This window comes from Pseudomonas sp. P4795 (assembly GCF_048822895.1).
Taxonomy (GTDB): domain Bacteria; phylum Pseudomonadota; class Gammaproteobacteria; order Pseudomonadales; family Pseudomonadaceae; genus Aquipseudomonas.
This window is the reverse complement of sequence record NZ_JBMFBT010000001.1, coordinates 1-23663: the sequence shown is the minus strand read 5'-3', so window position 1 is coordinate 23663 and position 23663 is coordinate 1. Positions and strand designations below refer to the sequence as shown.

The following is a 23663-nucleotide window of genomic DNA, read 5'->3' as shown; positions in this document are numbered from 1 at the left end:
CATCCTCTCTCAGGGAGCCTGCTTATGTCTGCTTCGCCGCAGCCGACTCACAATCATCTGCTCGCAGCGCTCGCCAGCCAGGAACTCGAGCGCCTTGCTCCGCACCTGGAATGGGTCGACCTTGAGCTGGGAGAGGTGCTCTATGAGCCGGGCGACGCATTGCGTCACGTGTACTTCCCCACAGACTCCATCGTGTCCTTGCTGCACGTGACGGAAAGCGGCGCCTCGGCAGAAATTGCCGTGGTGGGCAATGAAGGTCTTGTGGGTATCGCCGTATTCATGGGGGGCGAGAGTACGTCAAGTCGCGCCGTGGTCCAGAGCGCAGGCGCTGCGTTTCGTCTACCCGGTCAGAAGCTCAAAGATGAGTTCGATCGCCATGGCGACCTGCTGTTGCTGATGCTTCGTTACACCCAGGCGCTGATTACGCAAATGTCACAGACCGCTCTGTGTAATCGCCATCACTCGATAGATCAGCAACTATGTCGCTGGTTGCTGTTGTCACTCGATCGCTTGCAAGGCAATCAGTTGAACATGACTCAGGAACTGATCGCCAACATGCTCGGTGTACGCCGTGAGGGCGTGACCGAGGCCGCCGGCAAGCTGCAACGTCAGAGCGTGATCGAATACAGCCGTGGCCAGATCAAAGTTCTTGATCGTGCGCAACTGGAACGCCTCAGCTGTGAATGTTACTCGGTGGTAAAGACTGAAACCGACCGATTGCTGCATTACACCCGACGCCAGGACAAGTGATCCTCAGCTACGGCCCCCCGGTTGCAACTTGATCTAGGTCAGACTCGCCGCTCCGCACTTCCCCATACTTGAGTATTCACAGGGAGAAGTGCAATGCCGACGAAGCACCGTAAGCTCATTGCATCCACTTTGGTGATACTCGTCCTGTTGCTGGCCGGGAGTGCGTTCGGCTATTGGCGCTGGAGTCATCCGTCACTGCCTGAGCAGTTTCACGCCGCGAATGGGCGGCTGGAAGCCACCGAAGTTCAGATCGCAAGTAAAACCGCCGGGCGCCTTGCGCAAGTGCTGGTGAATGAGGGGGACAAGGTCAGCGCCGGGCAACTGCTAGCGGTGATGGATACGAAAACCCTTGAAGCAAAATTGCAGCAAGCACTGGCGGGCGTCGCCGGTGCGCGTCAAAACGTGGCCGTGGCGCAAGCCAATGTGCAGCTTCGCCAGAGCGAGCAACGGTTGGCGGGACAAGAGCTCAAACGCGCACGTTTGATGTTCGAGCGTGGCTACTACAGCGCTCAGCTGTTCGATCAGCAAAAAGCACGATTCGACACCAGCAGTGCCGCCGTTCGGTCGGCACAAGCTCAGGTGTTGGCCCTCGTTGCCGGGATCAGCGAGGCTAAGGCGCAGGCCGCCAGTCTGCAGAGCGAGATTGACGACAGCAGTTTGCGCGCACCCATTGACGGCTCGATCCAGTTACGCATGGCCGAACCCGGCGAAGTGCTGGGCGCGGGGGGCCAGGTTTTCGTGCTGATCAACCTCCAGGATCAATACATGAATCTGTATTTGCCTGCCGCCACGGCAGGCAAATTGGCCTTGGGCGATCAAGCGAAAATCGTTCTGGATGCCCTCCCCGACCAACAGCTTCTGGCGCGTATTACCTTCATCGAAGATAAATCTCAGTTCACACCCAAAGCGGTCGAAACCCAGGATGAGCGACAGAAGCTGGTATTCCGCGTCAAGGCCCGCCTGGTCAATCCCAAAGACACTCCGCAGGCGAAACCCGGTATGCCAGGCGTCGGATATGTCCGAACCACACCGGAGCCCTGGCCGGTAATGTTTCCATGACGAACTCGGTGATAAGGATTACCGGCCTCAATCACACGTATGCCACGCAGCATGCGCTGTTCGATATCAACCTGGAGCTGCCTGCGGGCATTCGCTGCGGACTGATCGGGCCGGACGGCGCGGGCAAGTCCACGTTGCTGGGATTGATTGCAGGCGTCAAAAAACTTCAAACCGGCGAGTTGTCGGTCTTGGGCGGCCTGATTGATGACGCCGCCCACCGCAGGACACTGTATTCGCGCATTGCGTTCATGCCACAGGGGCTTGGCAATAATTTATACCCAGACTTGAGCATTGCTGAAAACGTGCGCTACTTCGCGGCCCTGTTCAGTCTGCAAGGCCCCGCCACAGAAAAACGTCTGACGAGCCTGTTGGTGTCGACCGATCTGGAGCGCTTCAAAGATCGCCCGGCGGGTAAGCTGTCAGGCGGCATGAAACAGAAACTGGGCTTGTGCTGCGCCCTGATTCACCAACCCGATCTTTTGATTCTCGATGAGCCCACGACGGGAGTTGACCCGCTATCGCGCCGGCATTTCTGGGAGTTGATCGACGAAGTGCGCGCACTGCGACCGCAGTTGACCGTGCTAGTAGCAACCGCCTACATGGAAGAAGCGGAGCAGTTCGAGAAATGCCTGATGCTCGATCAAGGAAAACTGATCGCCTCAGGCCTCAGTACCGAGCTTGCAGCGAGCACTTCCAGTGGCAAGCTCGATGATGCGTTTACGCACTTCCAGGGAGGTACAAGAAAGGTCTGGCAGGCATCGGCCGCCACCGACAGCCAGTCCTCTGCCAAACCGGTTGCCATCGAAGCAACCGGGCTGACCCTGCGCTTCGGGGACTTCACGGCCGTCGACAACGTTAGTTTTTCCATCAGCAAAGGTGAGATTTTCGGATTTCTGGGCTCTAACGGCTGTGGCAAAACCTCGACCATGAAGGTATTGACCGGCTTGATTCCTGCGACTCAGGGTGAAGCCGTGTTACTGGGGAAACCTGTGGACGCGACGGATCTGGAGACGCGCAAGAAAGTCGGTTTCATGTCCCAGAGTTACTCATTATACGGCGAATTGACCGCACGCCAGAATCTTGATCTGCATGCCCGGCTTTACGACATGCCCAAGGCTGCGAGCACTGAACGCATCGACGCGCTACTGGCTCGTTTCAACTTATCCGATGTCGCCATGCAAGCCTCGGGAGCGCTGCCGCTCGGGGTGCGTCAGCGCCTGTCACTGGCGGTCGCAGTGCTGCACAAGCCTGAAGTACTAATTCTTGACGAGCCCACATCAGGCGTCGATCCGGTAGCCCGGGACGCGTTCTGGACATTGCTGACCGAACTTTCACGCGATGAAGGCGTGACCATATTTCTGTCTACGCACTTCATGAATGAAGCGTTGCGCTGCGACCGGATTTCCTTCATGCACGCCGGTCGAGTGCTGGCCTGTGGCACTCCGCAGCAACTACAGGAGCAATACGCTGCCGAGACGCTTGAGCTGGCGTTTATCGAATGTCTGGAGCAAGCGCAGGCACCAGACGAAAAGCCGCAATCGACTGACGAGGCGTTCACCCCCGACGAGGCATCCGTGTCCATCCCCAAGCGCTTTCGTCTGCGTCGTCTGTGGGCCGTAGCGCGCAAGGAAACTCAGGAGCTGCTGCGTGATCGGGTACGGCTGGCGTTCGCATTTTTGGGCGCGCTGTTCATGATGATCATTTTCGGCTTCGGGATTTCGCTGGATGTCGAAAATCTGGAGTTTGCAGTCTACGATCAGGATCAAACGCCACAGAGCCGCGCCTACCTCGAGGCGTTCCGTGGTTCTCGCTACTTTTCCGAACGTGCACCGATCCAGGACCCGGTCCAGTTGCAGCAACGCTTGCAGCGCTCGGAGATCAAGTTGGCATTGGAAATTCCTCCGGGTTTTGGGCGGGACTTACATGCCGGGCGCGCGCCCACGGTTGCCGCATGGCTGGAAGGCGCAATGCCATTTCGTGCCGAAACCAGCCGTAACTATGTGGAATCGGTACATGCAGAGAATCTGCAACGTCTGGCCAGCTCCACCAGCCACCCCCACGACGTTCGCCCGATGGCGAATATGCAAATCCGCTTTCGGTACAACCAGGACGTGGTCAGTGTCAACGCAATCGGACCTGGCGTCATGGCGCTGATTCTGGCATTCATTCCGGCCATGCTCACCGCATTGGGTATCGTGCGAGAGAAAGAGCTCGGGTCGATCACTAATTTCTACGCCACCCCTCTTTCGCGTCTGGAGTTCTTGCTGGGCAAGCAAATGCCTTACGTTGTAGTCAGCGTGATCAACCTGTGCATGCTGACCGCGATGAATCGATGGCTCTTCGACGTGCCGTTCAAAGGCAGCCTGCTGATGCTCGCTCTGGGCGGTTTTCTGTATGTCCTCGCCACGACCAGTCTCGGCTTGCTGATTTCCGCGTTTACGCGAACCCAGATCGCCGCCATTCTGGGCACGATGATCATCACCAGTCTGCCCACTATCCAGTTCTCCGGTTTGATCGTACCGCGCTCATCGCTGGAGGGCGGCGCAGCGATCATGGGGGCGCTGTTTCCTGCCGGCTACTTTCTGGACATCGCAGTCGGCACTTTCACCAAGGCATTGGATCTGCGCCAACTCTGGCCTCAATGCCTTGCATTGCTAGGGTTTTTTGTATTCTTCAGCGGCGTCAGTCTGCTGATGCTGAAAAAGCAGGAAGCATGATGAATAAACCTGCACACGTTCTCGCGCTGGCACTCAAGGAGCTGACCAGTCTGCGGCACGATCGCGTACTGCTGTTGTTTTTGGCCTATGCCTTCAGCGTGGCAATTTATATGCCCGCCGCCGGTTCAGTCATCGGCGTGCATCACGCCAGTGTGGCGATCGTGGATGAAGACCGCAGCTATCTGTCACGGCAACTGTCGGCAGCCTTGTTGCCGCCAGAATTTCAGGTCCCAATGCCCCTGAACTACGATCAGCTCGATGCTGCCATGGACAGCGGGCAATACACTTTCATCATCGACATCCCGCCGCACTTTCAAAGCGATTACAACGCTGGTCGCAGCCCTGACCTGCAAATCAACGTAGATGCGACTGCGATGAGTCAGGCATTCATGGGCGCCGGTTACATTGCGCGAATATTTGACCGGGAGATGCGCAAGTACCGTACTCGGGATAACGATTCGGCCCAGACGCCAATCGCACTGGTGTCTCATTCACTGTTCAATCCCAATCTGGAGGGCGGCTGGTTTCTGGCGGTGATTCAGATCGTCAACAACATCACTATATTGGCGATCGTACTGACGGGCACCGCGCTCCTTCGCGAGCGAGAGCACGGAACACTTGATCACTTGCTGGTGCTACCCCTCACCCCCTTCGAAATCATGGTCTCGAAAATCGGCAGCAATGCATTGGTCGTAGTCGGCTGCACGTGGGTGTCGCTGGAGGCTGTCGTGAGGTTCGCTTTAGGCGTGCCACTGACAGGCTCTACCGTTTTGTTCCTGTCAGCTACCGCGCTGTATCTGTTTGCCGCCAATTCACTCGGCATCTTTCTCGCGACACTGGCACGATCAACGCCACAATTCGGGCTGCTGGCGATCCCTGTCATCATTCCGATGCTGCTGCTGTCGGGCGGCAGCACGCCGTTGGAAAGCATGCCAACCTGGTTGCAGTGGGTTATGCAGATTTCCCCTTCCACCCAGTTTGTCAGCCTGAGCACGGCAATTCTGTTCCGCAATGCAGGGCTCAATCTGGTGTGGCCGGAGTTGCTGGCACTGGCAGTCATAGGGTCGGTTTTCTTCGGCATCACACTGTTGCGATTTCGATCGAGTTTGTCTTCTTGATGACTGAAATATCGGGTTCAACTCTAAAGTGGTCCCGCGCAGCAATACACCGAACACTGGAGCGCCCTAGACCTGAACGCCGAGCGTATTCGCGCGACTCTTTTTCGACAGTTGGCGTGGCTTCGCCGCGAAGGACTGAGGAACCCGCGGTGACGCAAAGCAAGTGTTCCATCGCATCAGCAGTCCTGAAGCATTAACGGTAATCCAAACCCTGTCTCAACATTTTTGCGCTGGAGAAGCTTCGTGAATGTCGACTGGATCAACTTTACTCCCTGGTCATCACTTGCCGGAGGCGCATTGATTGGCCTCGCAGCCACTCTATTCGTCGTCGCCAACGGGCGTATCGCGGGAATCAGCGGCCTGATCGGCAACCTTCTACAGCGTGGCAGCGAGGGGGCTGACGAGAAAGTGCTGTTTTTGCTGGGTCTGCTCGTCGCGCCGGTTTTATGGGGCTTGTTTGCCACGCTGCCGCAGCTTGATTTCCAGAGTGGCCTGTTCGGACTGATCGTCGCCGGTGTATTGGTGGGTATCGGCACACGCTACGGTTCGGGTTGCACGAGCGGTCATGGGGTTTGCGGCATATCACGCCTTTCGCCGCGCTCAATCATAGCCACTGTATGTTTCATGCTAAGTGGTTTCGCTACAGTGTTCGTCCTGCGTCATCTCATGGGGAACTGAACATGGTCAAACTGACTGCATTCGTCGCAGGCCTTCTGTTCGGCTTCGGCCTGCTTCTCGCGGGCATGGCTAACCCGAAAAAGGTGCTGGCTTTCCTGGATTTGACGGGGGCTTGGGATCCTTCCCTCGCGCTGGTCATGGTGGGGGCAATTGGCGTCGCTACCGGGCCGCTCACGTGGGCACGCCAACAATCCAGCTCGCTGCTGGGAAATCCAATGCAGTTACCGATCAAGCGCGAGTTGGACCCGCGCCTGATCGGCGGCAGCCTGTTGTTTGGTATCGGCTGGGGAATAGCGGGTATCTGTCCCGGCCCCGCCGTTGCAATCCTGCTGACAGGACACTGGCAAGTAGTCGTGTTCATATTGGCAATGCTGGCTGGCATGCTGTTGTTTAATGCACTGGAGAACCGGCGCAGTCATTGATTGTGAGATCGCCAGAACGCGAACAGCAGAACAATTGACCGTAGCCTGCGCTTTGTCGCGGGTTAACTTGTCATAGCCCCAGTGTCCAGTGTGATCGGAGCGACACTGGCGTATCAATCCAGTAGGTGTTTTAGCGCAGTGACGCCAACAGGTGGCTCTGCGGTCCAAGGCACAACGATGACAGCATGTCGGGTTTGGTCGACTACCCGCGCCATTTGTTTTCGCTCACTGTTTAAACGCGCTTGCAGTAGCGGGTCCAAGGTGCCTGTGGCCAGAAGCGACTTGTTGACCACCCATGCAAACGGTTCGATGTGAGCCCTGCGTAAGTCCTCCTGTAGCGCTGTCGCCTGAGACACCGGCGTTGCTTCGGGCAGCGTCACGAGAATGATTTTGGTGTAATCGGCATCCTGCAGTCGCATCAATGGCGTGACGATGTGGTCCGAGGCCTTGCCTGTAAACTCACGAACCATTTGGCGGTGATAAGCACCTGTCGCGTCCATCAATAGCAGGGAGTGACCCGTTGGAGCGGTATCCAACACCACGAACGAGGTTCTGGCTTGAGAAACCACGCGCGAGAATGCATGGAAGACCGCGACCTCCTCGGTACAGGGGGATCGCAAATCCTCAATGAGCAGGGCCTTTTCATCTCCCGTCAGTGTTGGAGCGCGGGACGCTACAATTTTGTCCACGTATTTTTGGGTCTCGACCTTAGGGTCGATGCGGCCCACGCTGAGTCCTTGCACATTGGCGTTAAGGGTCACTGTCAAATGCGCCGCAGGATCCGTTGTGCTCAAATGCACCGACTTGCCGTGCTGGACCAGGCCTAGCGCGATGGCGGCGGCAATGGTAGTTTTTCCAACACCACCTTTGCCCATGACCATGATCAACCCGCGTTCGTCATGTGCAAGCTCGGCAACCAGCTCCGAGAGCTTGTGATACTCCAGGCGCGAGGGTTCCTGCGATTGTGTGCTTGTTGGCCGATCAAGCTCCGGGGTAAGCAGCCCGCGTAGGGCGGGCAAGCCAACGGAATCCACGGCCTTTAGCGGAATGTAGTCAGCTGCAAGCTTGCGCAGCGAAACCGGCATCTCGTCGAGCGCCTGCTGGCCCAAGGCCTCGATTGCTGCTGCGGTCGGGTCATTCAAGTCGCTGCGTTTAAAGACAGCATTCACCACTAGGCGTTGGTTTTCCAAACCCAATTCACGGAGCTCATCGGAGGAGCGAGCGGCCTCGCCGAGCGCGCCTTGGTCTGGGCGAGCGACTAGTACTACGGTGGTCAGGGCTGGGTTGTTGAGCGCGGCCAACGCCTGATTGAAAAGCTGCTCCTGCATTTTCAAACCAGAGTGTGGCCCCAGACATGAGGCACCACGATCATTGCCTTCCAAAAATCCACTCCACGCTTTAGGCAGGCTCAACAGCCTGAGCGTGTGTCCCGTAGGAGCGGTATCGAACACGACGTGGTCATAGGCCGCCCCGCCCTGCGACAGGAGGTGCGAAAACTCATCGAACGTTGCGATTTCGGTCGTGCACGCCCCCGAAAGTTGCTCACGTACGAGAGCAATGTCTTGATCGCTCGCCTTGGAACCCATTTGTTCGACCACTCTGGCTCGGTAGTCGATTGCTGCGACCCCGGGGTCAATGTTGAGCACGAACATTCCAGGCACGTCCGGCACCGCCACAGGCTGATTGCTCAACTCGACACCGAGCATCTCATCAAGGTTCGAGGCGGCATCTGTGCTGACCAGGAGCACTTTCTTGCCCGCATCAGCCAATGCGATTGACACCGATGTGGAGACCGACGTTTTTCCAACCCCGCCCTTCCCGGTGAAGAACATATATCTGGTGGGATGATCCAGCAATTTGATGGTCGGTTGCATGACACTCTGGCCTCGCTTGCGGACACATGAAACAGGGAGTTTGCTCGCCCCTGTCAGAGAGGGCAGATAGCGCTGGTTACACACTCACCCGTAGAGCAACGCCTGAGAACTTGGCGTTTTATCAAAAAACGTTTGCACTGTGATCACCGCCACTCTATGCATGTTTTTCGTGCTGAACCTAAAGACTAAAAATTTGATCTTTACCCCGCTCTTTTGCGGTATAGAGCGCTTTATCCGCCCGTGCCAGCAGCAGATTAGAAGGATGCTGCGGACCAAATGTATGCACAGAAAAACCGATGCTCACAGTTAAATAACCCGTACTGGAAGCGGAGTGCGGGATTTTTAAATCTCGCACTCGCTGGCATAGCGTATTGACATATAAAGCTGCCTGGTTTTCCGTCATGCCGTTGGAAAGAATTACAAATTCTTCACCGCCATACCTGGCTGCAAAATCAGAGCCGCGCTGAAAGGATTTACTCAAACTGTCAGCGATACGTATTAATGCGCCATCACCTGCCTGGTGTCCGTAAATATCATTGAATAATTTGAAGTGATCAACATCAATCATGGCAAGCGTTAATGAGTCGCTAGTGCGGCATGCAATTCTGCATTGGATTTCAAACTGCGTGTCAAAAAAGCGACGATTGTAAATTCCCGTGAGCCCATCTTTAATTGATAGTTGCTCGAAATGTATTTTCATCTCTTCAAGTGAATGATGTTCATCACGCAGCTGTTGCTGTATTAATACTCTGGCTGTTACGTCCTTCTGGATTCCAATGAAATTAGTGACAATCCCTTTGTCATCATGAATCGGCGAGATACTTAATTCATTCCAAAACATCGTTCCATCCTTGCGGTAGTTTCGCAAGGTGACAAGGCAATACTCCCCATTTTTTATGGCATTGTGGACAACATCCAGCTCGGGTTGTGATCTGTCGTCATTCTGTAAGTATCGACAGTTTATATTCGTTATCTCTTCAGCTGAGTAACCGGTCATGCGCTCAAACGCAGGATTTACGAAAACCAGCGGATTGTCTTCGATGCCGTTATCAGAAATGGTAATTCCGTCTCGTGAATCCATAACTGCTTGTTTGAGAATTTCAATCTTCATGCAAACTCCGTTATAGGATCGAACGCAAACGAATATTTCCAACACGCGTGAGGCGGAGATACAGAAATAATTAGAGTTAGTGGTCCCCAGTATAGTCGCTGAGAAATAGTTTGCATGCTGGATCTTTGCTAGCCCAAACAGGATTTCATCAGATATGAAACGTTATTTGCAGGCCATCTGCCCTCAAATACCGAGTCACTTGCGCACCAGATGCCGAATATAGCGTCTGAGATCGTCCAGAACCGGCACGATCGCCAGTGTCAGCAGAACCATCGCGAGCGGTACGGTTGCGATATACCCGATGTAGTTGAACCCGAAAGCACCTGCCACACCACCCGCAAAGAAGTTCAGCGCCAGCAAGATCAAGATCCTCAGGCGGGGGCGATCCGCGAGAACTTTAGGGTGCCATGCTGCATCCACGGCATTCCAATAGACGAGTTTCCCTAACTCAATACCGATGTCAGTGATGATTCCGGTGATGTGCGTTGTTCGAATCTCTGCTTTGGAAATTTTAGTAATCACGGCGTTCTGCAGACCCATGATGAAGCAAAGCAGCATCACGGTGACGGATACGAACAAGCCATCCACGGTCGAGAGCTGCGCCCCCAGAAAACCAAAGCCAATCAGTAGAAAAGCCTCAAACAGAAGTGGCAACGCGAACTCGCTGTGCATTCGCCGTCGCCGGGAGTAATTGACCATGATCGCCGAGCAAGCTGCCCCGACGAGGAAAGACAACAAGGCTCCGGCACCACTCAGCACCGGACCGTAGGCCCCCAGCACGCTGTTGTCCGCCATTGAGGAAACGATGCCGGTCATATGAGAGGTGTATTGATTAACTGCCAGGAAGCCACCGGCGTTGATTGCCCCCGCGACAAAAGCGAGGGCAAATCCAAGGTGACGGTTAGCGTCGGGGGTGCGCCTACGCCCAGTGAGGCTGCGAACATATTTGATCGGCAATTACTCGCCCCTGCATTAACCGCATGAGTACAAAACGACAATGACACATAATCAGTAAGCCCGGGGCTGTGAAGCATCAACCGGCCGGTTAACTCGTTCACCTTCAGACTTCGCTAAGAAATGGCTCAGATACTCCACTCAACCCAATTGAGTGAGGCGTTCAGCCCATGCCCGATTCTGACTGGAACATCCCCCTGCCCTTGCGCTTCGGCCAGACCGGAGCGCCGCAGATGAGCTTGTCCAACGCCCTGCCGGGCGATGTGCAGCGCGCCGTTTTCGAAGCGTTTATCCAGCAACGCTTTCGCAAGGCTCATCACGCCGAGATACGCCATTTCATGCCTGAGTTGTTCGGCGTACACAACGATGAAGGCCAGTTGTGCGCAGTGGCTGGCGTGCGCCGTGCCCATCGCGAGCCGCTGTTTCTCGAACGTTATCTCGACGAGCCGATCGAGTCGCTGATCAGTGCCGCTGCCGCCCGCACGGTGAACCGCAACGCGATTGTCGAGGTCGGCAACCTCGCCGCCAGCGACACCGGCAGCGCACGCTTGAGCATCATTGCGATCACCTACCTGCTGGCCATGGGAGGCCGGGAGTGGGTGACGTTTACCGGCAACATCGGACTGGTCAACAGCTTCCATCGTCTTGGCTTGAAACCGCTGACATTGTGCGCCGCCGATCCCGAGCGACTGGGTGATGAGCGTCAACACTGGGGCAGTTATTACGAGAGCAAACCCTGGGTGCACGTCGGCAACATCCGGGCCGGGTTCATTCATCTGCGTAACACGGGTCTGTTCACTCGGCTGGGTTTGCCTGCTTCGATTGAAGGTGCCTGCCATGTCGCTTGAACTGCAACGTTTCAAGGAAACCTTGCGCAGCCATGCCGGGCGTAACCACAGCACCGCAGCTTTATGGGGCGACACGCTGAAGATCGATTATCCGACGCTGTACGCCGAGTTGCTGTACCGCCAGGAGCGTTTGCGCGATGAACAAGTGCAAGTGATTGCCCTGGCACTGGACAACGGTGTCGAAGCGCTGCTCTGGGACTTGGCCGTGCTGTTCGAAGGCCTGACCTGCGTGACCTTGCCAGCGTTTTTCAGCCCCGCGCAGCGCGCCCATTGTCTTGAGCAAAGCCAAGCCGAGCGGGTGATCGCCGAGCCGGAGCTGGAAGACGAATTGCTCGCCGCCGGGTATGAAAAGCGCGGCGATTTCTGGTGCCGCGCGGCCACCGCCCCCAGCTGCATGCCCGCCGGCACCGCCAAACTGACCTTCACTTCCGGGACCACTGGCACCCCCAAGGGCGTGTGCCTGAGCGCCGAAAGCCTGCTGCGCGTGGCGCGAGAGCTGGAACTGGCCAGTCTTCCCACAGCTGCGCAGCACCACGTCGCGCTGCTGCCGCTGGCAATTCTGCTGGAAAATCTTGGCTGTTACGCGGCGCTGTACGCGGGTGCAACGCTGAGCCTGCCGAGCCAGAAAACACTCGGCATTCAGGGCGCCAGTGGCGTCGATGTGCCGCGACTGCTCGGTTATCTGGCCAGCCGTAAGCCCCAGAGTCTGATCCTGGTGCCGCAATTGCTCTTGCTGCTGGTCAGCGCCGCCGAACAGCAAGTCTTCGATGCGCAAGCCCTGCGCTTTGCGGCAGTGGGCGGCGCAAGGGTTTCCGAGGATCTGCTGCTGCGTGCGCAACGGGTCGGTCTTCCGGTCTACGAAGGTTATGGCTTGTCCGAATGCTCATCGGTGGTGTGCCTCAATCGCCCCGGTGCACGGCGTCCGGGCAGTGTTGGCCGGCCGTTGCCGCATGTTGAAGTAAGGCTGGCCGAGGACGGCGAAGTGCTGATCAAGGGCTCGCCGCTGCTGGGTTATCTGGGCGATGCGCCGTACGCCGAAGAATGGTGGCCGAGCGGTGATCTGGGCGAGTTTGATCCGGAAGGTTTTCTCTACCTCAAGGGCCGCAAGAAGCATCAGTTCGTCACCAGTTTCGGGCGCAACGTTAACCCCGAATGGGTCGAGTCGGAACTGACCCAGCGCCGCCACATCGCCCAGGCGTTCGTCTATGGCGAGGCGATGCCGCACAACCACGCCCTGCTCTGGCCGCACCGCGCCGATTGCAGCGACGCGGATCTGGCCGCCGCCGTCGCCGAAGCCAACGAAGCCTTGCCCGATTACGCCCAAGTGCATCGCTGGACACGCCTACCCCACCCCTTCACTGCCGCCAATGGCCTGCTCACCGCCAATGGCCGCCCGCGCCGCGAAGCCATCGTCGCGCATTACCACACCCAATTAACCGAATCCGTTATCTGCGAGGCATGCGCATCATGAGTTTTTTCGACACCCTGCAAGAAGCCACACAGCAGGAACGCCACGAGCTGTTCAACCTGCCGATCATCGTTGATGCGCTGCAAGGCAAGGTCAGCCTTGAGAGCTATCGGGAATTTCTCGCCCAGGCCTATTACCACGTGCGCCACACCGTGCCGTTAATGATGGCTTGCGGCGCACGTTTGCCGACACGCCTGGAGTGGCTGCGCAAAGCCGTGTGCGAGTACATCGAAGACGAATACGGCCACGAACAGTGGGTGCTCAACGACATTGCCGCCTGTGGCGGTGACCGCGATGCGGTGCGCGATGGCCAGCCGTCGCTGTCGATCGAGTTGATGGTCAGCTTCCTCTACGACCTGATCGCCCGGGGTAATCCTGTCGGGCTATTCGGCATGGTCAATGTGCTTGAAGGCACCAGCATTGCTTTGGCCACCCACGCGGCGGGCAGCATTCGTGAGCGTCTGGCGTTGCCGGAAACGGCGTTCAGTTATTTGAGCTCCCACGGCTCGCTGGACATCGAGCACATGCAGACCTACCGCCGACTGATGAACAAACTGGAGGATCCAGAAGATCAGGCGGCGGTGATCCACGCCTCGAAAGTCGTCTATCGCCTGTACACCGACATGTTCCGAGGCTTGCCGCGTGACGCGGAGGCTCAACATGCAGCTGCGTGACGCGCGCGTGGTCTTGACCGGTGCCAGCGGCGGCATCGGCATGGCCATCGCCAGTGCCTTGTGCGCCGCCGGTGCCCAGGTGTTGGCCGTGGCCCGGCATCAGGAGACGCTGCTGCCGCTGCTTGAGCGTTATCCGCAGAACCTGTGCTGGGTCGCTGCCGACCTGACCTTCCTCAGCGACCGACGCAAAGTGCTGGCCGCCGCTGAAGGCATCGGTGGCATCAACCTGCTGATCAACGCGGCCGGGGTCAACCACTTCGCCATGCTCGAACAGCTGGACGACAGCGACATCAACGCGATGCTGGCGGTGAACATCAGCGCGCCGATCTGCCTGACCAAGTTGCTGTTGCCCCTGCTCAAACAGGCCGACAGCGCCATGGTGGTCAACGTCGGCTCCACCTATGGTTCGATCGGTTATGCCGGTTACGCCAGTTATTGCGCGACCAAGTTTGCTTTGCGCGGGTTTTCCGAAGCATTGCGCCGGGAGCTGGCGGACACCCGCGTGGGCGTGCTTTACGTCGCACCACGCGCCACCCGCACCTCGATGAACAGCGCCGCTGCGCAAGCGCTGAATGATGCGCTCAAGGCCAACGTCGACGATCCGCAAACCGTGGCCTCAGCGGTGATTCATGCGATTGCCGGTGATCACCGTGACCTGTATCTGGGCTGGCCGGAGCGCTTTTTCGTGCGCCTCAACAGTCTGTTGCCCAACTTGGTGGACCGCGGCCTGCGCAAGCAATTGCCGCTGATCCGTCGCCTGAGTGAAAAACCCGAGAACGAGACTCAAAAACCATGAAAAAACTCTTCGCGTGTCTGCTGCTGGGCGCTCTCAGCCAAAGTGGCTGGACGCCACCGATCAGCAACGCCTCAACAGCATTCAGCAGCGCTGGGCGCACATCCAGTACGAAACGCCGGAGAAACAGCGAGCTGCCGCGTTCGAGCAACTCTCTGGCGAAGCCACCTCCTTCACCGCGCAGCGTCCAGCGGTGGCTGAAGCGTGGATCTGGAAAGGCATCGTCACCAGCAGTTGGGCCGGTGCCGAGGGTGGACTCGGTGCGCTGAGCAAGGCCAAGGATGCCAGGGCCGACCTGGAAAAATCCCTGACCCTCGACCCGAAAGCGCTGCAAGGTTCGGCCTACACCAGCCTCGCTGCGCTGTATGACCGCGTACCGGGCTGGCCGATCGGTTTCGGAGACAGCGACAAGGCTGAGCAATTGCTCAAGCAGGCGCTGCAACTCAATCCCGAGGGCATCGACAGCCTGTACTTCTGGGGCGATCACCTCTACCGTCAGAAACGCTACGCTGAAGCCAGGGCAGCGCTGCAAAAGGCTCTGCAAGCCGCGCCTCGTCCGGGTCGCGAAGGCGCCGATGCCGGGCGTCGCAAAGAGATCGCCGCGTTGCTGGTGGACGTGAACAAAAAACTCGACTGACAGGAGTCCAGGTGCGTCTATTACTGATTGAGGATGACGTGGCCCTCGGCGAGGGCATTCATCAGGCGCTCGTGCGCGAGGGTTACACCGTCGACTGGCTCAAAGACGGCAGCAGCGCCCTGCACGCGTTGCTCAGCGAAACCTTTGACCTGGCCGTGCTCGACCTCGGCTTGCCCCGCATGGACGGCCTCGAAGTGCTGCGCCGCCTGCGTGACAGCGGCTCGAATGTGCCGGTGCTGATCCTCACCGCCCGCGATGCGACCGAGGATCGCATCGCGGGGTTGGATGCAGGCGCCGACGATTATCTGGTCAAACCCTTTGATCTCGCCGAGCTCAAGGCGCGCCTGCGTGCCTTGCTGCGACGCAGTGCCGGGCGCGCCCAGGCGTTGATCGAGCATGCCGGCATCAGCCTCAACCCCGGCACTCAGCAAGTCAGTTACCACGGTGAGGCTGTGGCGCTGACGCCCAAGGAATACCAATTGCTGCACGAACTGCTGTCGCCACCAGGCCGGGTCATCACCCGCGATCACCTCATGCAGTTGCTTTACGGCTGGAGCGAAGAAGCCGAAAGCAACACGCTGGAAGTGCACATCCATCACCTGCGCAAGAAATTCTCCTCCAACCTGATCCGCACCATTCGCGGCGTGGGCTACTTGGTCGAGGAACGCCGATGACCTCGATCCGCCGCCGCACCCTGACCCTGATCATCGGCTTGCTGCTGGCCGGGCTGGCAGTGCTCAGCCTGTTCAATCTGCATGACAGTAACCACGAAATTGCGGAAGTCTACGACGCGCAACTGGCGCAAAACGCGCGGCTGCTGCAAGGGGTGATGCGCATGCCGCTGGCGAGCAATCAGCACGCCGAACTGTACCGCGCGTTCAACAGTGCATTGGGCGAAGCGGTTCCTCGCGGTGATGGCCATCCCTACGAACGCAAGATTGCCTTTCAGGTGTGGAATCCCGCCGGCGACGTGCTGGTGCACACCGCCAGCGCGCCCTCCTTCAGCACGCCGCCGACTCAGCCGGGTTTCAGTGATGTGGTGGATCTGAATAACCGTCACTGGCGCGCCTTCATCCTTGAGGATAAACAGAACGGGCTGCGCATCTGGGTCGGCGAGCGCGACGACGTGCGCGCTGATCTGGTCGACCGCATCGTGCGCCATACGTTATGGCCGAACATGATTGGCAGCCTGCTGCTCGCGGCCATGATCTGGCTCGCCATCGGCTGGGGTCTCAAGCCACTGGCGAACATGGCTGCAACCCTGCGCGCGCGGCACAGTGGCTCCCTCGAACCGCTGCAACTGACACCGCTGCCCAGCGAACTGGAGCCGATGCAAGCAGCGCTCAACCGCATGCTCGCGCAGATCCAGGAAGTGCTCGGTCGCGAACGCCGCTTCATCGCCGACGCCGCTCACGAAATGCGCACGCCGCTGGCGGTGCTGCGGGTGCACGCGCAAAACCTGCAGGAGGCCGGCACCGACCAGGAGCGCCGTGAGTCGCTGGCGTTTCTGATCGCCGGGGTCGATCGCACCAGTCGGCTGGTCAACCAGTTGCTGACCATGGCCCGCCTGGAACCCAAAGCCAATTCGCCTTCCCTGCAATGCATCGACCTCAGCGAAACCGTGCGCAACAGCCTGGTGCAGCTCACGCCATGGCTTTTGAGCAAACGCCTGGAGCTGGCTTTCGACGTCAACGACCATACGTTCAATGTGCTCGCCGACGCTGCTGCCATCGACATCGGACTGAGTAACCTGATTACCAACGCCGCGAATTTTTCCCCGGAGCATGGTGTCATCACCGTGCAACTGACCGAGGCCGACGGGTTCTGTCAGCTAAGCGTTGAAGATCAGGGGCCGGGGATTGATGAGGCTGACAGGGCGCGATTGTTCGAGCGGTTTTACAGCCGGGGTAACGCACAGGGCGCAGGGCTCGGGCTGACCATCGTCAGCGCCATCGCCACGCGGTTGGGTGGACGAATCGAGCTCGTCAACCGGGTGGGGGGCGGTCTGCGCGCAACGTTATCGATACCTGCGAGCGCGCAATCCGTCAGGGTCAATTGACGGCGTTGTTCAGTTTCATATGGACGCCACGAAAGGCGGAATATCGGCCAGAAGCGGCCATTACTGCAAGCGCCTTAAGCGTTCAAACCGATCCAGCCATGGAAGCCCAGATATAGGCCAACACCGATAATCAACACGCTGGACAGATACGGCGCGCGGCGCGCCACAGTGCCGAGCCACGGCCAGCGGTTGGAAGCTTGTTTGGCACCAATCGCCGCAGCAGCTCCCACCGCCACCAAGGTGATCGCCAAGCCGATGCTGAAACATAGGACGAGCACGCCTCCCAGTGCCACTTCTTTAACCTGAAGGCACAGCAGCAGCACGGTGATGGCAGCAGGGCACGGAATCAGACCACCCGTCAGACCGAACATGACGATCTGGCCAGTGGTGACCTCACGATTGGTAAAGCGTTTGCGGATATCATTGGCATGGGCACGCTCATGTGCATCCTGATACCCATCTATCGACAGTTCCAGGCCTTCCAGCTCGGAATGCTCGTGACTTTGTCCGTGCTCCTGATAATCCAGATCGTAATCATGGGAATGGCCCGCGTGACCAAGACTCAAGCGAGCACTAAACTCATGAGGCTCAGGAATGTCGACGGTCGATTCCAGGAAACCATCGCGCTCGACGAACGAGAACGCTTGAATGCTGCCGTCTGAGCGGGTAGTCGTCAGTCGAACCTCTGCCGCTGGCCAAGCATGTCCACTCAACGCCTTCATGCGCCAGCGTGGGGGCATTCCCTTTTCGAAGATCGACAGTTCGATCCGCCCGTGGCCCGTATCAATACGTTCAGTTTCATCGTGATGACCATGGTCATGGGCGCCGTGGTGGTGATCATCACCTTGCTCGAATTTGAACATCTGTTCGCCGCGCCATGTACGCCAAAGCATCCAGAGTGCAATTACTATGATCAGCGCGGAGGACGCGAGCTGGAAGTATGGCTCAGTCGTTTGGGCGTCCAGACCTTTGCCCAAATACATGCCACCGATGGCAACCAACCACACCACTGCGGTGTGCGAGAGCGTTGCGGCCAAGCCCAGCAAAACGGCCTGCTTCACCGATCCACGGATTGCGACGATGAACGCCGCCATCATGGTCTTTGAATGGCCAGGCTCAAGTCCATGCAACGCACCTAGCAGTATCGCGCTCGGGAAGTAGAGCCACGCGTGGGTGCCACCCTGTTGAAGCAGTTCTGCAAAATTTGGCATGACAGTATCTACTTCGAGTAACGACGGATGGCTTCGAGCAACTCTTCAACACCTTTAGAGCGCTCTTCATCGCTCAGCTCAGGATTGGCGACGTGTGCGTGGGCATGAGCTTCGATAATTTCATCCATCAGGCCGTTCATTGCCCCGCGAGTTGCCGCGACAAGATGCAGCGTTTTAGCGCAGTCAGCGTCTGACTCCAAAGCTCGCTCTATCGCCTGAACCTGTCCGGCAATACGCCGAACACGCTTTAACAAGCCGTCTTTTTGTCCATGAACATGCGACATACCATACCCCCCCCACCCTATATTTCTGAGCATCTTCACTCACAAGCCAGTCATGTGGCAAGCCGTCATTCCAGTTGAGTCACGGCCAGATATGCGGGCGAACCTGACAAAACCGTAATCTTAGGCTCAGTCTTCTGAAAGGTTGCACTCACTACACTACTCATCGAACCTGGCTGTATCTCCTGCTTGCTCTGTCATTCGACTGACTAGGAAAAAAGCGCCATGCAACCTGAAACAACAAGACGAACCTTTGTGAAGGGAATCGCCGCCGCCGGGATTCTCGGTGGTCTGGGGCTATGGCGCACACCTGTCTGGGCGATCACCAGTCCCGGCGAGCCGAATGTCCTGGCGGGGACTGATTTCGACCTGTTCATCGGCGAAACCCCGGTCAACATCACCGGCAACCCGCGCACCGCGATGACCATCAACGGCGGCATTCCCGGCCCCCTGCTGCGCTGGCGTGAAGGTGACACAGTGACGTTGCGGGTGAGGAACAAACTCAATGCCGACACGTCCATTCACTGGCACGGCATTCTGCTCCCGGCCAACATGGACGGCGTGCCGGGCCTGAGCTTTCATGGCATTGAACCGGGCGGGATGTACGTCTATCAATTCAAGGTCCGGCAGAGCGGCACTTACTGGTATCACAGTCATTCGGGGCTTCAGGAACAATCCGGTGTTTACGGCCCGTTGGTGATCGATGCCAAGGAGCCAGAGCCGTTCGAGTACGACCGCGATTACGTGGTGATGCTGACCGACTGGACCGACGAAGACGCGGCCGGCCTCATGAAGACGTTGAAAAAACAGTCGGATTACTACAACTATAACAAGCGCACCGTGGGCGATTTCATCCACGACGTCAGTGAAAAAGGTTGGGGTTCCACGGTCGCAGATCGAAAGATGTGGGCTGACATGAAGATGAACCCCACGGACCTGGCCGACGTCAGCGGCGCGACTTACACATACTTGATGAACGGCCAGGCGCCTGACATGAACTGGACGGGGGTATTCCGCCCCGGCGAAAAACTGCGCCTGCGCTTTATCAACGGCTCGGCCATGACCTACTTCGACGTACGCATTCCCGGTCTGAAAATGACGGTGGTCGCCGCCGACGGTCTGCACGTCAAACCGGTGAGCGTCGACGAGTTTCGAATCGCGGTGGCGGAGACGTTCGATGTGATCGTCGAGCCGACCCAGGATGCGTACACCGTGTTCGCCCAGTCGATGGATCGCACGGGCTATGCCTGTGGCACGCTGGCGGTTAAGACGGGGGTGTCCGCGCCGATACCACCGCTGGACCCCAGGCCGCTGGTGACCATGGATGACATGGGTATGGGCGGCATGGATCACGGCGCTATGGGCGGTGACATGGCAGGCATGGATCACAGCGCCATGGCTGGAATGGGCGATATGCAGTCCCATCCCGCGACGGAAAGCAACAATCCGCTGGTGGACATGCAAGCCATGACCACCTCCCCCAAACTCAATGACCCTGGCCTCGGCCTGCGTGACAACGGTCGCCGCGTCCTGACTTATTCCGACCTGCGCAGCACTTTCGAAGACCCGGATGGCCGCGACCCCGGCCGCACCATTGAACTGCACCTCACGGGCCACATGGAAAAGTTCGCCTGGTCATTTAACGGTGTGAAGTTCTCCGATGCCGAACCGCTGCGCCTCAAGTACGGCGAGCGAATCCGCATCGTACTGGTCAATGACACGATGATGACTCACCCCATCCATCTGCACGGCATGTGGAGCGATCTCGAGGACGAAAACGGCAAGTTCATGGTGCGCAAACACACCATCGACATGCCACCCGGCTCCCGGCGCAGTTATCGCGTAACCGCCGACGCACTCGGCCGCTGGGCCTATCACTGCCACCTCCTGTATCACATGGAAATGGGCATGTTCCGTGAAGTTCGCGTGGAAGAATGAGGCGCTACCCATGATCAGGATCACTCCAGTTTCTTTAACGCTCGTGACCGCGAGCCTGACACTGTCCTCGGCGATGGCGGCCACAGACGGCATGCAGAACATGGACCCCAGCCAGATGCAGAGCATGGACGAGGGGCAGATGCAGCCCGCTGCGCCGACCGAAAGCCGCACGCCGATTCCGGCGTTGACCGATGCCGATCGCGCCGCTGTGTTTGTCAGTCCGGGTGGGCATAAGGTGCACGACGCCGCGCTCAACACGTTCTTTCTCGCAGAAAAACTTGAGTGGCAGGACGCCGATGACGGCAGCGCCTTGGCCTGGGATCTCTCCGGCTGGATCGGCGGCGACGTCGACCGTTTGTGGCTGCGCTCCGAAGGCGAACGCACCAACGGCAAGACCGAAGATGCGGAAGTCCAGGCGCTGTGGGGCCACGCCATCTCCCCGTGGTGGGACGTGGTGACCGGCGTTCGCCAGGATTTCAAACCCGGCGCCTCGCAAACCTGGGCGGCGTTTGGCGTGCAAGGAATGGCGCTGTACAACTTTGAAGCCGAGGCCACGGCGTTTATCGGTGAAGGTGGCCAAACCGCCGCACGACTGGAAGGCGACTACGACATCCTGCTGACCAATCGACTGATTTTGCAGCCAACTGCCGAACTTAATGTCTACAGCAAAAACGACCCGCACCGCGGCATCGGTTCTGGCCTGTCCAACACTGAAGCGGGCCTGCGCCTGCGTTATGAAATTCGTCGTGAGTTTGCGCCCTACATCGGTGTGACGTGGAACCGCACCTACGGCAAAACAGCTCATTATGCCAACGACGAAGGCGAGGATCGCAGCGAAGCACGTCTGGTCCTGGGTATTCGGCTGTGGTTCTAAAACGCGTCAACTTACAATCACAATAATTACCGCTAGACGCGGTCAGAGGTCTTGTATGCGCCCGATCAAAACCACCGTTGTTGCCATCGCACTTTCCACCGGGCTGCTGCTAAGCTCATTCGCTCAGGCGCACCCTAAACTGCTTTCCTCTACCCCGCAGGAAGGCGCGGACGGCGCGGCCCCCAGCAAGATCGAACTGCACTTTTCCGAAAATCTCGTGACCCAGTTCTCCGGCGCGAAACTGGTCATGACCGAAATGTCCGGCATGGCCCACGCCCCGATGCCCATGAAGGCCAAAGTCTCTGGCGGCAGCGACCCGAAAACCATGGTTATCACGCCGCTCTCTCCTTTGCCCGCTGGCAGCTACAAAGTCGTATGGCGCGCGGTGTCATCGGACACTCACCCGATCACCGGCAACGTTACGTTTAAAGTGAAGTAATTGATGAGCGATTGGGCCAGCATTGCCCTGCGGTTCGGCTTGTATCTGGATTTGATGCTGCTCTTTGGCGGGGCGCTCTTCGGCTTGTACAGCCTTAAAGGACGAGAGCGGGTGTCGGGTGTCGTGCTGCCGTTTCGCTCTATGTTGGCGGCGACGGCGACGCTGGGTGTGCTGGTGTCGGTCGCCAGCATGGTGATGATGGCGAGCACCATGAGCGGCGAGTCGGACTTCGCCGAGTTGCGTCCGCATATTGAAATGATGGTAGTTGAGACGGACGTAGGGTTGGCCTGGATCGTGCGGATCATCGCGTTGATCGTTGGCGGTTTAGCGGTGCTGCTCAACCTGCGTGCGCCTGGCTTTAGCCTGGTGGTCACCGCAATTGCGGGCGGGGTCGCCCTCGCCAGTCTGGCCTGGAATGGTCACGGGGCAATGGATGAAGGCAGTCGTCGTTTTTTTCATTTTGCTACGGACATTCTGCACCTACTGGCTGCGGGAGCCTGGTTCGGCGCATTGGTCGCCTTTGCGATGATGGCAAAGCTCGACACAGTACAAACTGAAGAGCGCATCCGATTGCTCGCTCGGGCCGTCACTCGATTCGAATTGGTGGGCGCTTTGATCGTAGTTGTCATCACGTTCACAGGCGTCGTGAACTACCTGTTTATTGTCGGCCCAAAACTTGATGACGTAGTTCTAACTACCTACGGGACTTTGCTAATCTTTAAAGTGGCGTTGTTTACTGGGATGTTGGTGCTGGCCGCACTGAACCGATTCCGTCTTGGCCCGCTTCTGGAGCGGTCATTGCGGAAGGGGGAGTATCGAATGGCGGCGAATGCGCTCAGGCGTAGCGTGTTTGTCGAGTTATCGACAGCGGTTGTGATTGTGGGGCTAGTGGCTTGGTTGGGTACCTTGAGTCCTGAAATGGAGATAGCATCACAATAGTGTTGCTAAATTTGCGAACTGCTCGCCTGGTCTGGAGTCCCTGCCCACTAGCTGTCGGCTAAGATGATGGACAAGCCAATTCGTTCGTAAAAATCTAAATATCGCGTTGCTAAAAAACCTTTCAAATCTAGAAGCACTCCGAGGAAAACTCCGTCCAACTCTTAGCCGTCCTCTAGAAAAAGCTGCGTTGTATCTGGCAGGTATTCATGAAGGTTTAGTCTGGTTTAAGCGCGACACAAACCATGTTAATTACCATTACTACCACCGCATCTAAATCCGCACAGCTTCACTGCTTGGCTCTGCAGCAGTGATCAGTCAATAAAAGCAACCACTGCTATTAAACTATTGCAACATAGAAGCACCCATCCAAATCTAGCCACTGCTGACCGGCAGCAATGGGTCGATTGCAGCCCTGCGCGACAGGCTGCAATCTGCCAAAAGCGCTCTTTGGGAACGACGCTTTATCATGTTGAAATCGCACCCGGTTAATGATTAGGTTGTTCATTTTCAGGAAGCATCGTGAATGCCTGTTTTTGAAGTTTTGCCGCTGGTAGCAATCAGCCCCGCGCGGCTTGGCGCTTCACGCGCAGCAGCAAGGGAAGCAATGTCTGTGAATGGACTCCCGTTTGAACGATCCGATGGCCGCGTCGATTATTTCTGCGAAGCTTCCATCCAGCTTGAGTACGGCCCTAGCGATGAAGTCCAGTTCATAGGCGTCTCCGGAAACTCTCAGCTCAATTTCACGTTTAGAGGGGTTGATGTTTTTGCTATCTCTGCGGCTGAATTGTTTTCACTAATGGCTGTCTCGGACGATTCCGG

Annotated in this window: 21 protein-coding genes and 2 pseudogenes; 18 read left to right on the top strand and 5 right to left on the bottom strand. The window is 57.7% G+C overall.

The genetic code is table 11. From position 1 onward, the window contains the following. Positions 1-24: 24 nt before the first annotated feature. The 6 genes from ACOI8A_RS00115 to ACOI8A_RS00090 all read left to right on the top strand — a co-directional run bounded on the left by ACOI8A_RS00115 (position 25) and on the right by ACOI8A_RS00090 (position 6744). On the top strand, positions 25-750 hold the full coding sequence (locus ACOI8A_RS00115; RefSeq protein ID WP_420650972.1) for a Crp/Fnr family transcriptional regulator: 726 nt from the start codon (positions 25-27) through the stop codon (positions 748-750). A gap of 93 nt (positions 751-843) precedes the next feature. Further along, complete coding sequence (locus ACOI8A_RS00110; RefSeq protein ID WP_420650971.1) at positions 844-1809, top strand: HlyD family secretion protein; 966 nt, start codon at positions 844-846, stop codon at positions 1807-1809. Then, positions 1806-4526 (top strand): ribosome-associated ATPase/putative transporter RbbA, encoded by a 2721-nt coding sequence (rbbA, locus tag ACOI8A_RS00105; RefSeq protein WP_420650970.1) that lies wholly within the window; start codon positions 1806-1808, stop codon positions 4524-4526. The genes ACOI8A_RS00110 and rbbA overlap by 4 nt, the downstream gene beginning before the upstream one ends. Continuing rightward, positions 4526-5644 carry an ABC transporter permease gene (locus ACOI8A_RS00100; RefSeq protein ID WP_420650993.1) on the top strand — a complete coding sequence of 373 codons (1119 nt, stop codon included), beginning with the start codon at positions 4526-4528 and terminating at the stop codon, positions 5642-5644. The genes rbbA and ACOI8A_RS00100 overlap by 1 nt, the downstream gene beginning before the upstream one ends. Positions 5645-5887: 243 nt before the next feature. Next, positions 5888-6322: a YeeE/YedE family protein gene (locus tag ACOI8A_RS00095; protein ID WP_420650969.1), complete on the top strand. Its 435-nt coding sequence runs from the start codon at positions 5888-5890 to the stop codon at positions 6320-6322. Between the two features lie 2 nt (positions 6323-6324). After that, positions 6325-6744, top strand: a complete 420-nt coding sequence (locus ACOI8A_RS00090) for a DUF6691 family protein (protein WP_420650968.1) — start codon at positions 6325-6327, stop codon at positions 6742-6744. A 113-nt stretch (positions 6745-6857) separates the two neighbouring features. Here the strand turns inward: ACOI8A_RS00090 and arsA are convergent, their stop codons facing one another. The 3 genes from arsA to ACOI8A_RS00075 form a co-directional block, all read right to left on the bottom strand. Continuing rightward, positions 6858-8618 (bottom strand): arsenical pump-driving ATPase, encoded by a 1761-nt coding sequence (gene arsA, locus ACOI8A_RS00085; protein ID WP_420650967.1) that lies wholly within the window; start codon positions 8616-8618, stop codon positions 6858-6860. Between the two features lie 178 nt (positions 8619-8796). Then, positions 8797-9729 carry a diguanylate cyclase gene (locus ACOI8A_RS00080; RefSeq protein WP_420651235.1) on the bottom strand — a complete coding sequence of 311 codons (933 nt, stop codon included), beginning with the start codon at positions 9727-9729 and terminating at the stop codon, positions 8797-8799. Positions 9730-9924: 195 nt separating this feature from the next. Next, entirely contained in the window at positions 9925-10686 is a 762-nt protein-coding gene (locus tag ACOI8A_RS00075) for a YoaK family protein (RefSeq protein WP_420650965.1), read from the bottom strand. A 167-nt stretch (positions 10687-10853) separates the two neighbouring features. Between ACOI8A_RS00075 and ACOI8A_RS00070 the strand changes: the two genes are divergently transcribed. The 7 genes and pseudogenes from ACOI8A_RS00070 (at position 10854) to ACOI8A_RS00040 (ending at position 17162) form a co-directional block, all read left to right on the top strand. Next, positions 10854-11531 carry a thermostable hemolysin gene (locus tag ACOI8A_RS00070; protein ID WP_420651234.1) on the top strand — a complete coding sequence of 226 codons (678 nt, stop codon included), beginning with the start codon at positions 10854-10856 and terminating at the stop codon, positions 11529-11531. Continuing rightward, positions 11521-13002: an AMP-binding protein gene (locus tag ACOI8A_RS00065; protein ID WP_420651233.1), complete on the top strand. Its 1482-nt coding sequence runs from the start codon at positions 11521-11523 to the stop codon at positions 13000-13002. The genes ACOI8A_RS00070 and ACOI8A_RS00065 overlap by 11 nt, the downstream gene beginning before the upstream one ends. Continuing rightward, the gene (locus tag ACOI8A_RS00060) at positions 12999-13673 is read left to right on the top strand and encodes a TenA family transcriptional regulator (protein ID WP_420651232.1); all 675 of its coding nucleotides are present in this window, start codon (positions 12999-13001) and stop codon (positions 13671-13673) included. Before ACOI8A_RS00065 ends, ACOI8A_RS00060 begins: the two co-directional genes overlap by 4 nt. Further along, positions 13660-14469, top strand: coding sequence for an SDR family oxidoreductase (locus ACOI8A_RS00055; RefSeq protein WP_420651231.1), 810 nt, complete (start codon positions 13660-13662; stop codon positions 14467-14469). Before ACOI8A_RS00060 ends, ACOI8A_RS00055 begins: the two co-directional genes overlap by 14 nt. Then, positions 14466-15103 (top strand): annotated as a pseudogene (locus tag ACOI8A_RS00050) (tetratricopeptide repeat protein). The gene ACOI8A_RS00055 and the pseudogene ACOI8A_RS00050 overlap by 4 nt, the downstream one beginning before the upstream one ends. An 11-nt stretch (positions 15104-15114) precedes the next feature. Then, positions 15115-15777 (top strand): response regulator, encoded by a 663-nt coding sequence (locus ACOI8A_RS00045; protein ID WP_420651230.1) that lies wholly within the window; start codon positions 15115-15117, stop codon positions 15775-15777. Beyond that, positions 15774-17162, top strand: coding sequence for an ATP-binding protein (locus tag ACOI8A_RS00040; RefSeq protein WP_420651229.1), 1389 nt, complete (start codon positions 15774-15776; stop codon positions 17160-17162). The genes ACOI8A_RS00045 and ACOI8A_RS00040 overlap by 4 nt, the downstream gene beginning before the upstream one ends. 74 nt (positions 17163-17236) lie before the next feature. On the opposite strand, the gene ACOI8A_RS00035 is transcribed toward ACOI8A_RS00040, so the two are convergent. Together ACOI8A_RS00035 and ACOI8A_RS00030 are read right to left on the bottom strand one after the other, a co-directional pair. Further along, positions 17237-18373 carry a nickel/cobalt efflux protein RcnA gene (locus tag ACOI8A_RS00035; RefSeq protein WP_420651228.1) on the bottom strand — a complete coding sequence of 379 codons (1137 nt, stop codon included), beginning with the start codon at positions 18371-18373 and terminating at the stop codon, positions 17237-17239. Positions 18374-18381: 8 nt separating this feature from the next. Further along, a complete protein-coding gene (locus tag ACOI8A_RS00030) occupies positions 18382-18657 on the bottom strand; it encodes a metal/formaldehyde-sensitive transcriptional repressor (protein ID WP_420651227.1) in 276 nt (91 codons plus the stop codon). A gap of 222 nt (positions 18658-18879) precedes the next feature. Here ACOI8A_RS00030 and ACOI8A_RS00025 point away from each other — a divergent pair, with 222 nt between their 5' ends. The 5 genes and pseudogenes from ACOI8A_RS00025 to ACOI8A_RS00005 form a co-directional block, all read left to right on the top strand. Beyond that, complete coding sequence (locus ACOI8A_RS00025; protein WP_420651226.1) at positions 18880-20592, top strand: copper resistance system multicopper oxidase; 1713 nt, start codon at positions 18880-18882, stop codon at positions 20590-20592. Between the two features lie 10 nt (positions 20593-20602). Beyond that, the gene (locus ACOI8A_RS00020; RefSeq protein WP_420651225.1) at positions 20603-21466 is read left to right on the top strand and encodes a copper resistance protein B; all 864 of its coding nucleotides are present in this window, start codon (positions 20603-20605) and stop codon (positions 21464-21466) included. Between the two features lie 55 nt (positions 21467-21521). Beyond that, entirely contained in the window at positions 21522-21905 is a 384-nt protein-coding gene (gene copC, locus ACOI8A_RS00015; protein ID WP_420651224.1) for a copper homeostasis periplasmic binding protein CopC, read from the top strand. A 3-nt stretch (positions 21906-21908) separates the two neighbouring features. After that, the gene (gene copD / locus ACOI8A_RS00010) at positions 21909-22844 is read left to right on the top strand and encodes a copper homeostasis membrane protein CopD (RefSeq protein WP_420651223.1); all 936 of its coding nucleotides are present in this window, start codon (positions 21909-21911) and stop codon (positions 22842-22844) included. A 523-nt stretch (positions 22845-23367) separates the two neighbouring features. After that, positions 23368-23663: pseudogene (locus ACOI8A_RS00005) on the top strand (hypothetical protein); the annotation flags it as partial.

Coding starts and splice junctions, on each gene's coding strand:
- ACOI8A_RS00115 (WP_420650972.1), top strand. CDS start 25: ATGTCTGCTTCGCCGCAGCCGACTCACAATCATCTGCTCGCAGCGCTC.
- ACOI8A_RS00110 (WP_420650971.1), top strand. CDS start 844: ATGCCGACGAAGCACCGTAAGCTCATTGCATCCACTTTGGTGATACTC.
- rbbA (WP_420650970.1), top strand. CDS start 1,806: ATGACGAACTCGGTGATAAGGATTACCGGCCTCAATCACACGTATGCC.
- ACOI8A_RS00100 (WP_420650993.1), top strand. CDS start 4,526: ATGAATAAACCTGCACACGTTCTCGCGCTGGCACTCAAGGAGCTGACC.
- ACOI8A_RS00090 (WP_420650968.1), top strand. CDS start 6,325: ATGGTCAAACTGACTGCATTCGTCGCAGGCCTTCTGTTCGGCTTCGGC.
- arsA (WP_420650967.1), bottom strand. CDS start 8,618: ATGCAACCGACCATCAAATTGCTGGATCATCCCACCAGATATATGTTC.
- ACOI8A_RS00080 (WP_420651235.1), bottom strand. CDS start 9,729: ATGAAGATTGAAATTCTCAAACAAGCAGTTATGGATTCACGAGACGGA.
- ACOI8A_RS00070 (WP_420651234.1), top strand. CDS start 10,854: ATGCCCGATTCTGACTGGAACATCCCCCTGCCCTTGCGCTTCGGCCAG.
- ACOI8A_RS00065 (WP_420651233.1), top strand. CDS start 11,521: ATGTCGCTTGAACTGCAACGTTTCAAGGAAACCTTGCGCAGCCATGCC.
- ACOI8A_RS00060 (WP_420651232.1), top strand. CDS start 12,999: ATGAGTTTTTTCGACACCCTGCAAGAAGCCACACAGCAGGAACGCCAC.
- ACOI8A_RS00055 (WP_420651231.1), top strand. CDS start 13,660: ATGCAGCTGCGTGACGCGCGCGTGGTCTTGACCGGTGCCAGCGGCGGC.
- ACOI8A_RS00040 (WP_420651229.1), top strand. CDS start 15,774: ATGACCTCGATCCGCCGCCGCACCCTGACCCTGATCATCGGCTTGCTG.
- ACOI8A_RS00035 (WP_420651228.1), bottom strand. CDS start 18,373: ATGCCAAATTTTGCAGAACTGCTTCAACAGGGTGGCACCCACGCGTGG.
- ACOI8A_RS00030 (WP_420651227.1), bottom strand. CDS start 18,657: ATGTCGCATGTTCATGGACAAAAAGACGGCTTGTTAAAGCGTGTTCGG.
- ACOI8A_RS00025 (WP_420651226.1), top strand. CDS start 18,880: ATGCAACCTGAAACAACAAGACGAACCTTTGTGAAGGGAATCGCCGCC.
- ACOI8A_RS00020 (WP_420651225.1), top strand. CDS start 20,603: ATGATCAGGATCACTCCAGTTTCTTTAACGCTCGTGACCGCGAGCCTG.
- copC (WP_420651224.1), top strand. CDS start 21,522: ATGCGCCCGATCAAAACCACCGTTGTTGCCATCGCACTTTCCACCGGG.
- copD (WP_420651223.1), top strand. CDS start 21,909: ATGAGCGATTGGGCCAGCATTGCCCTGCGGTTCGGCTTGTATCTGGAT.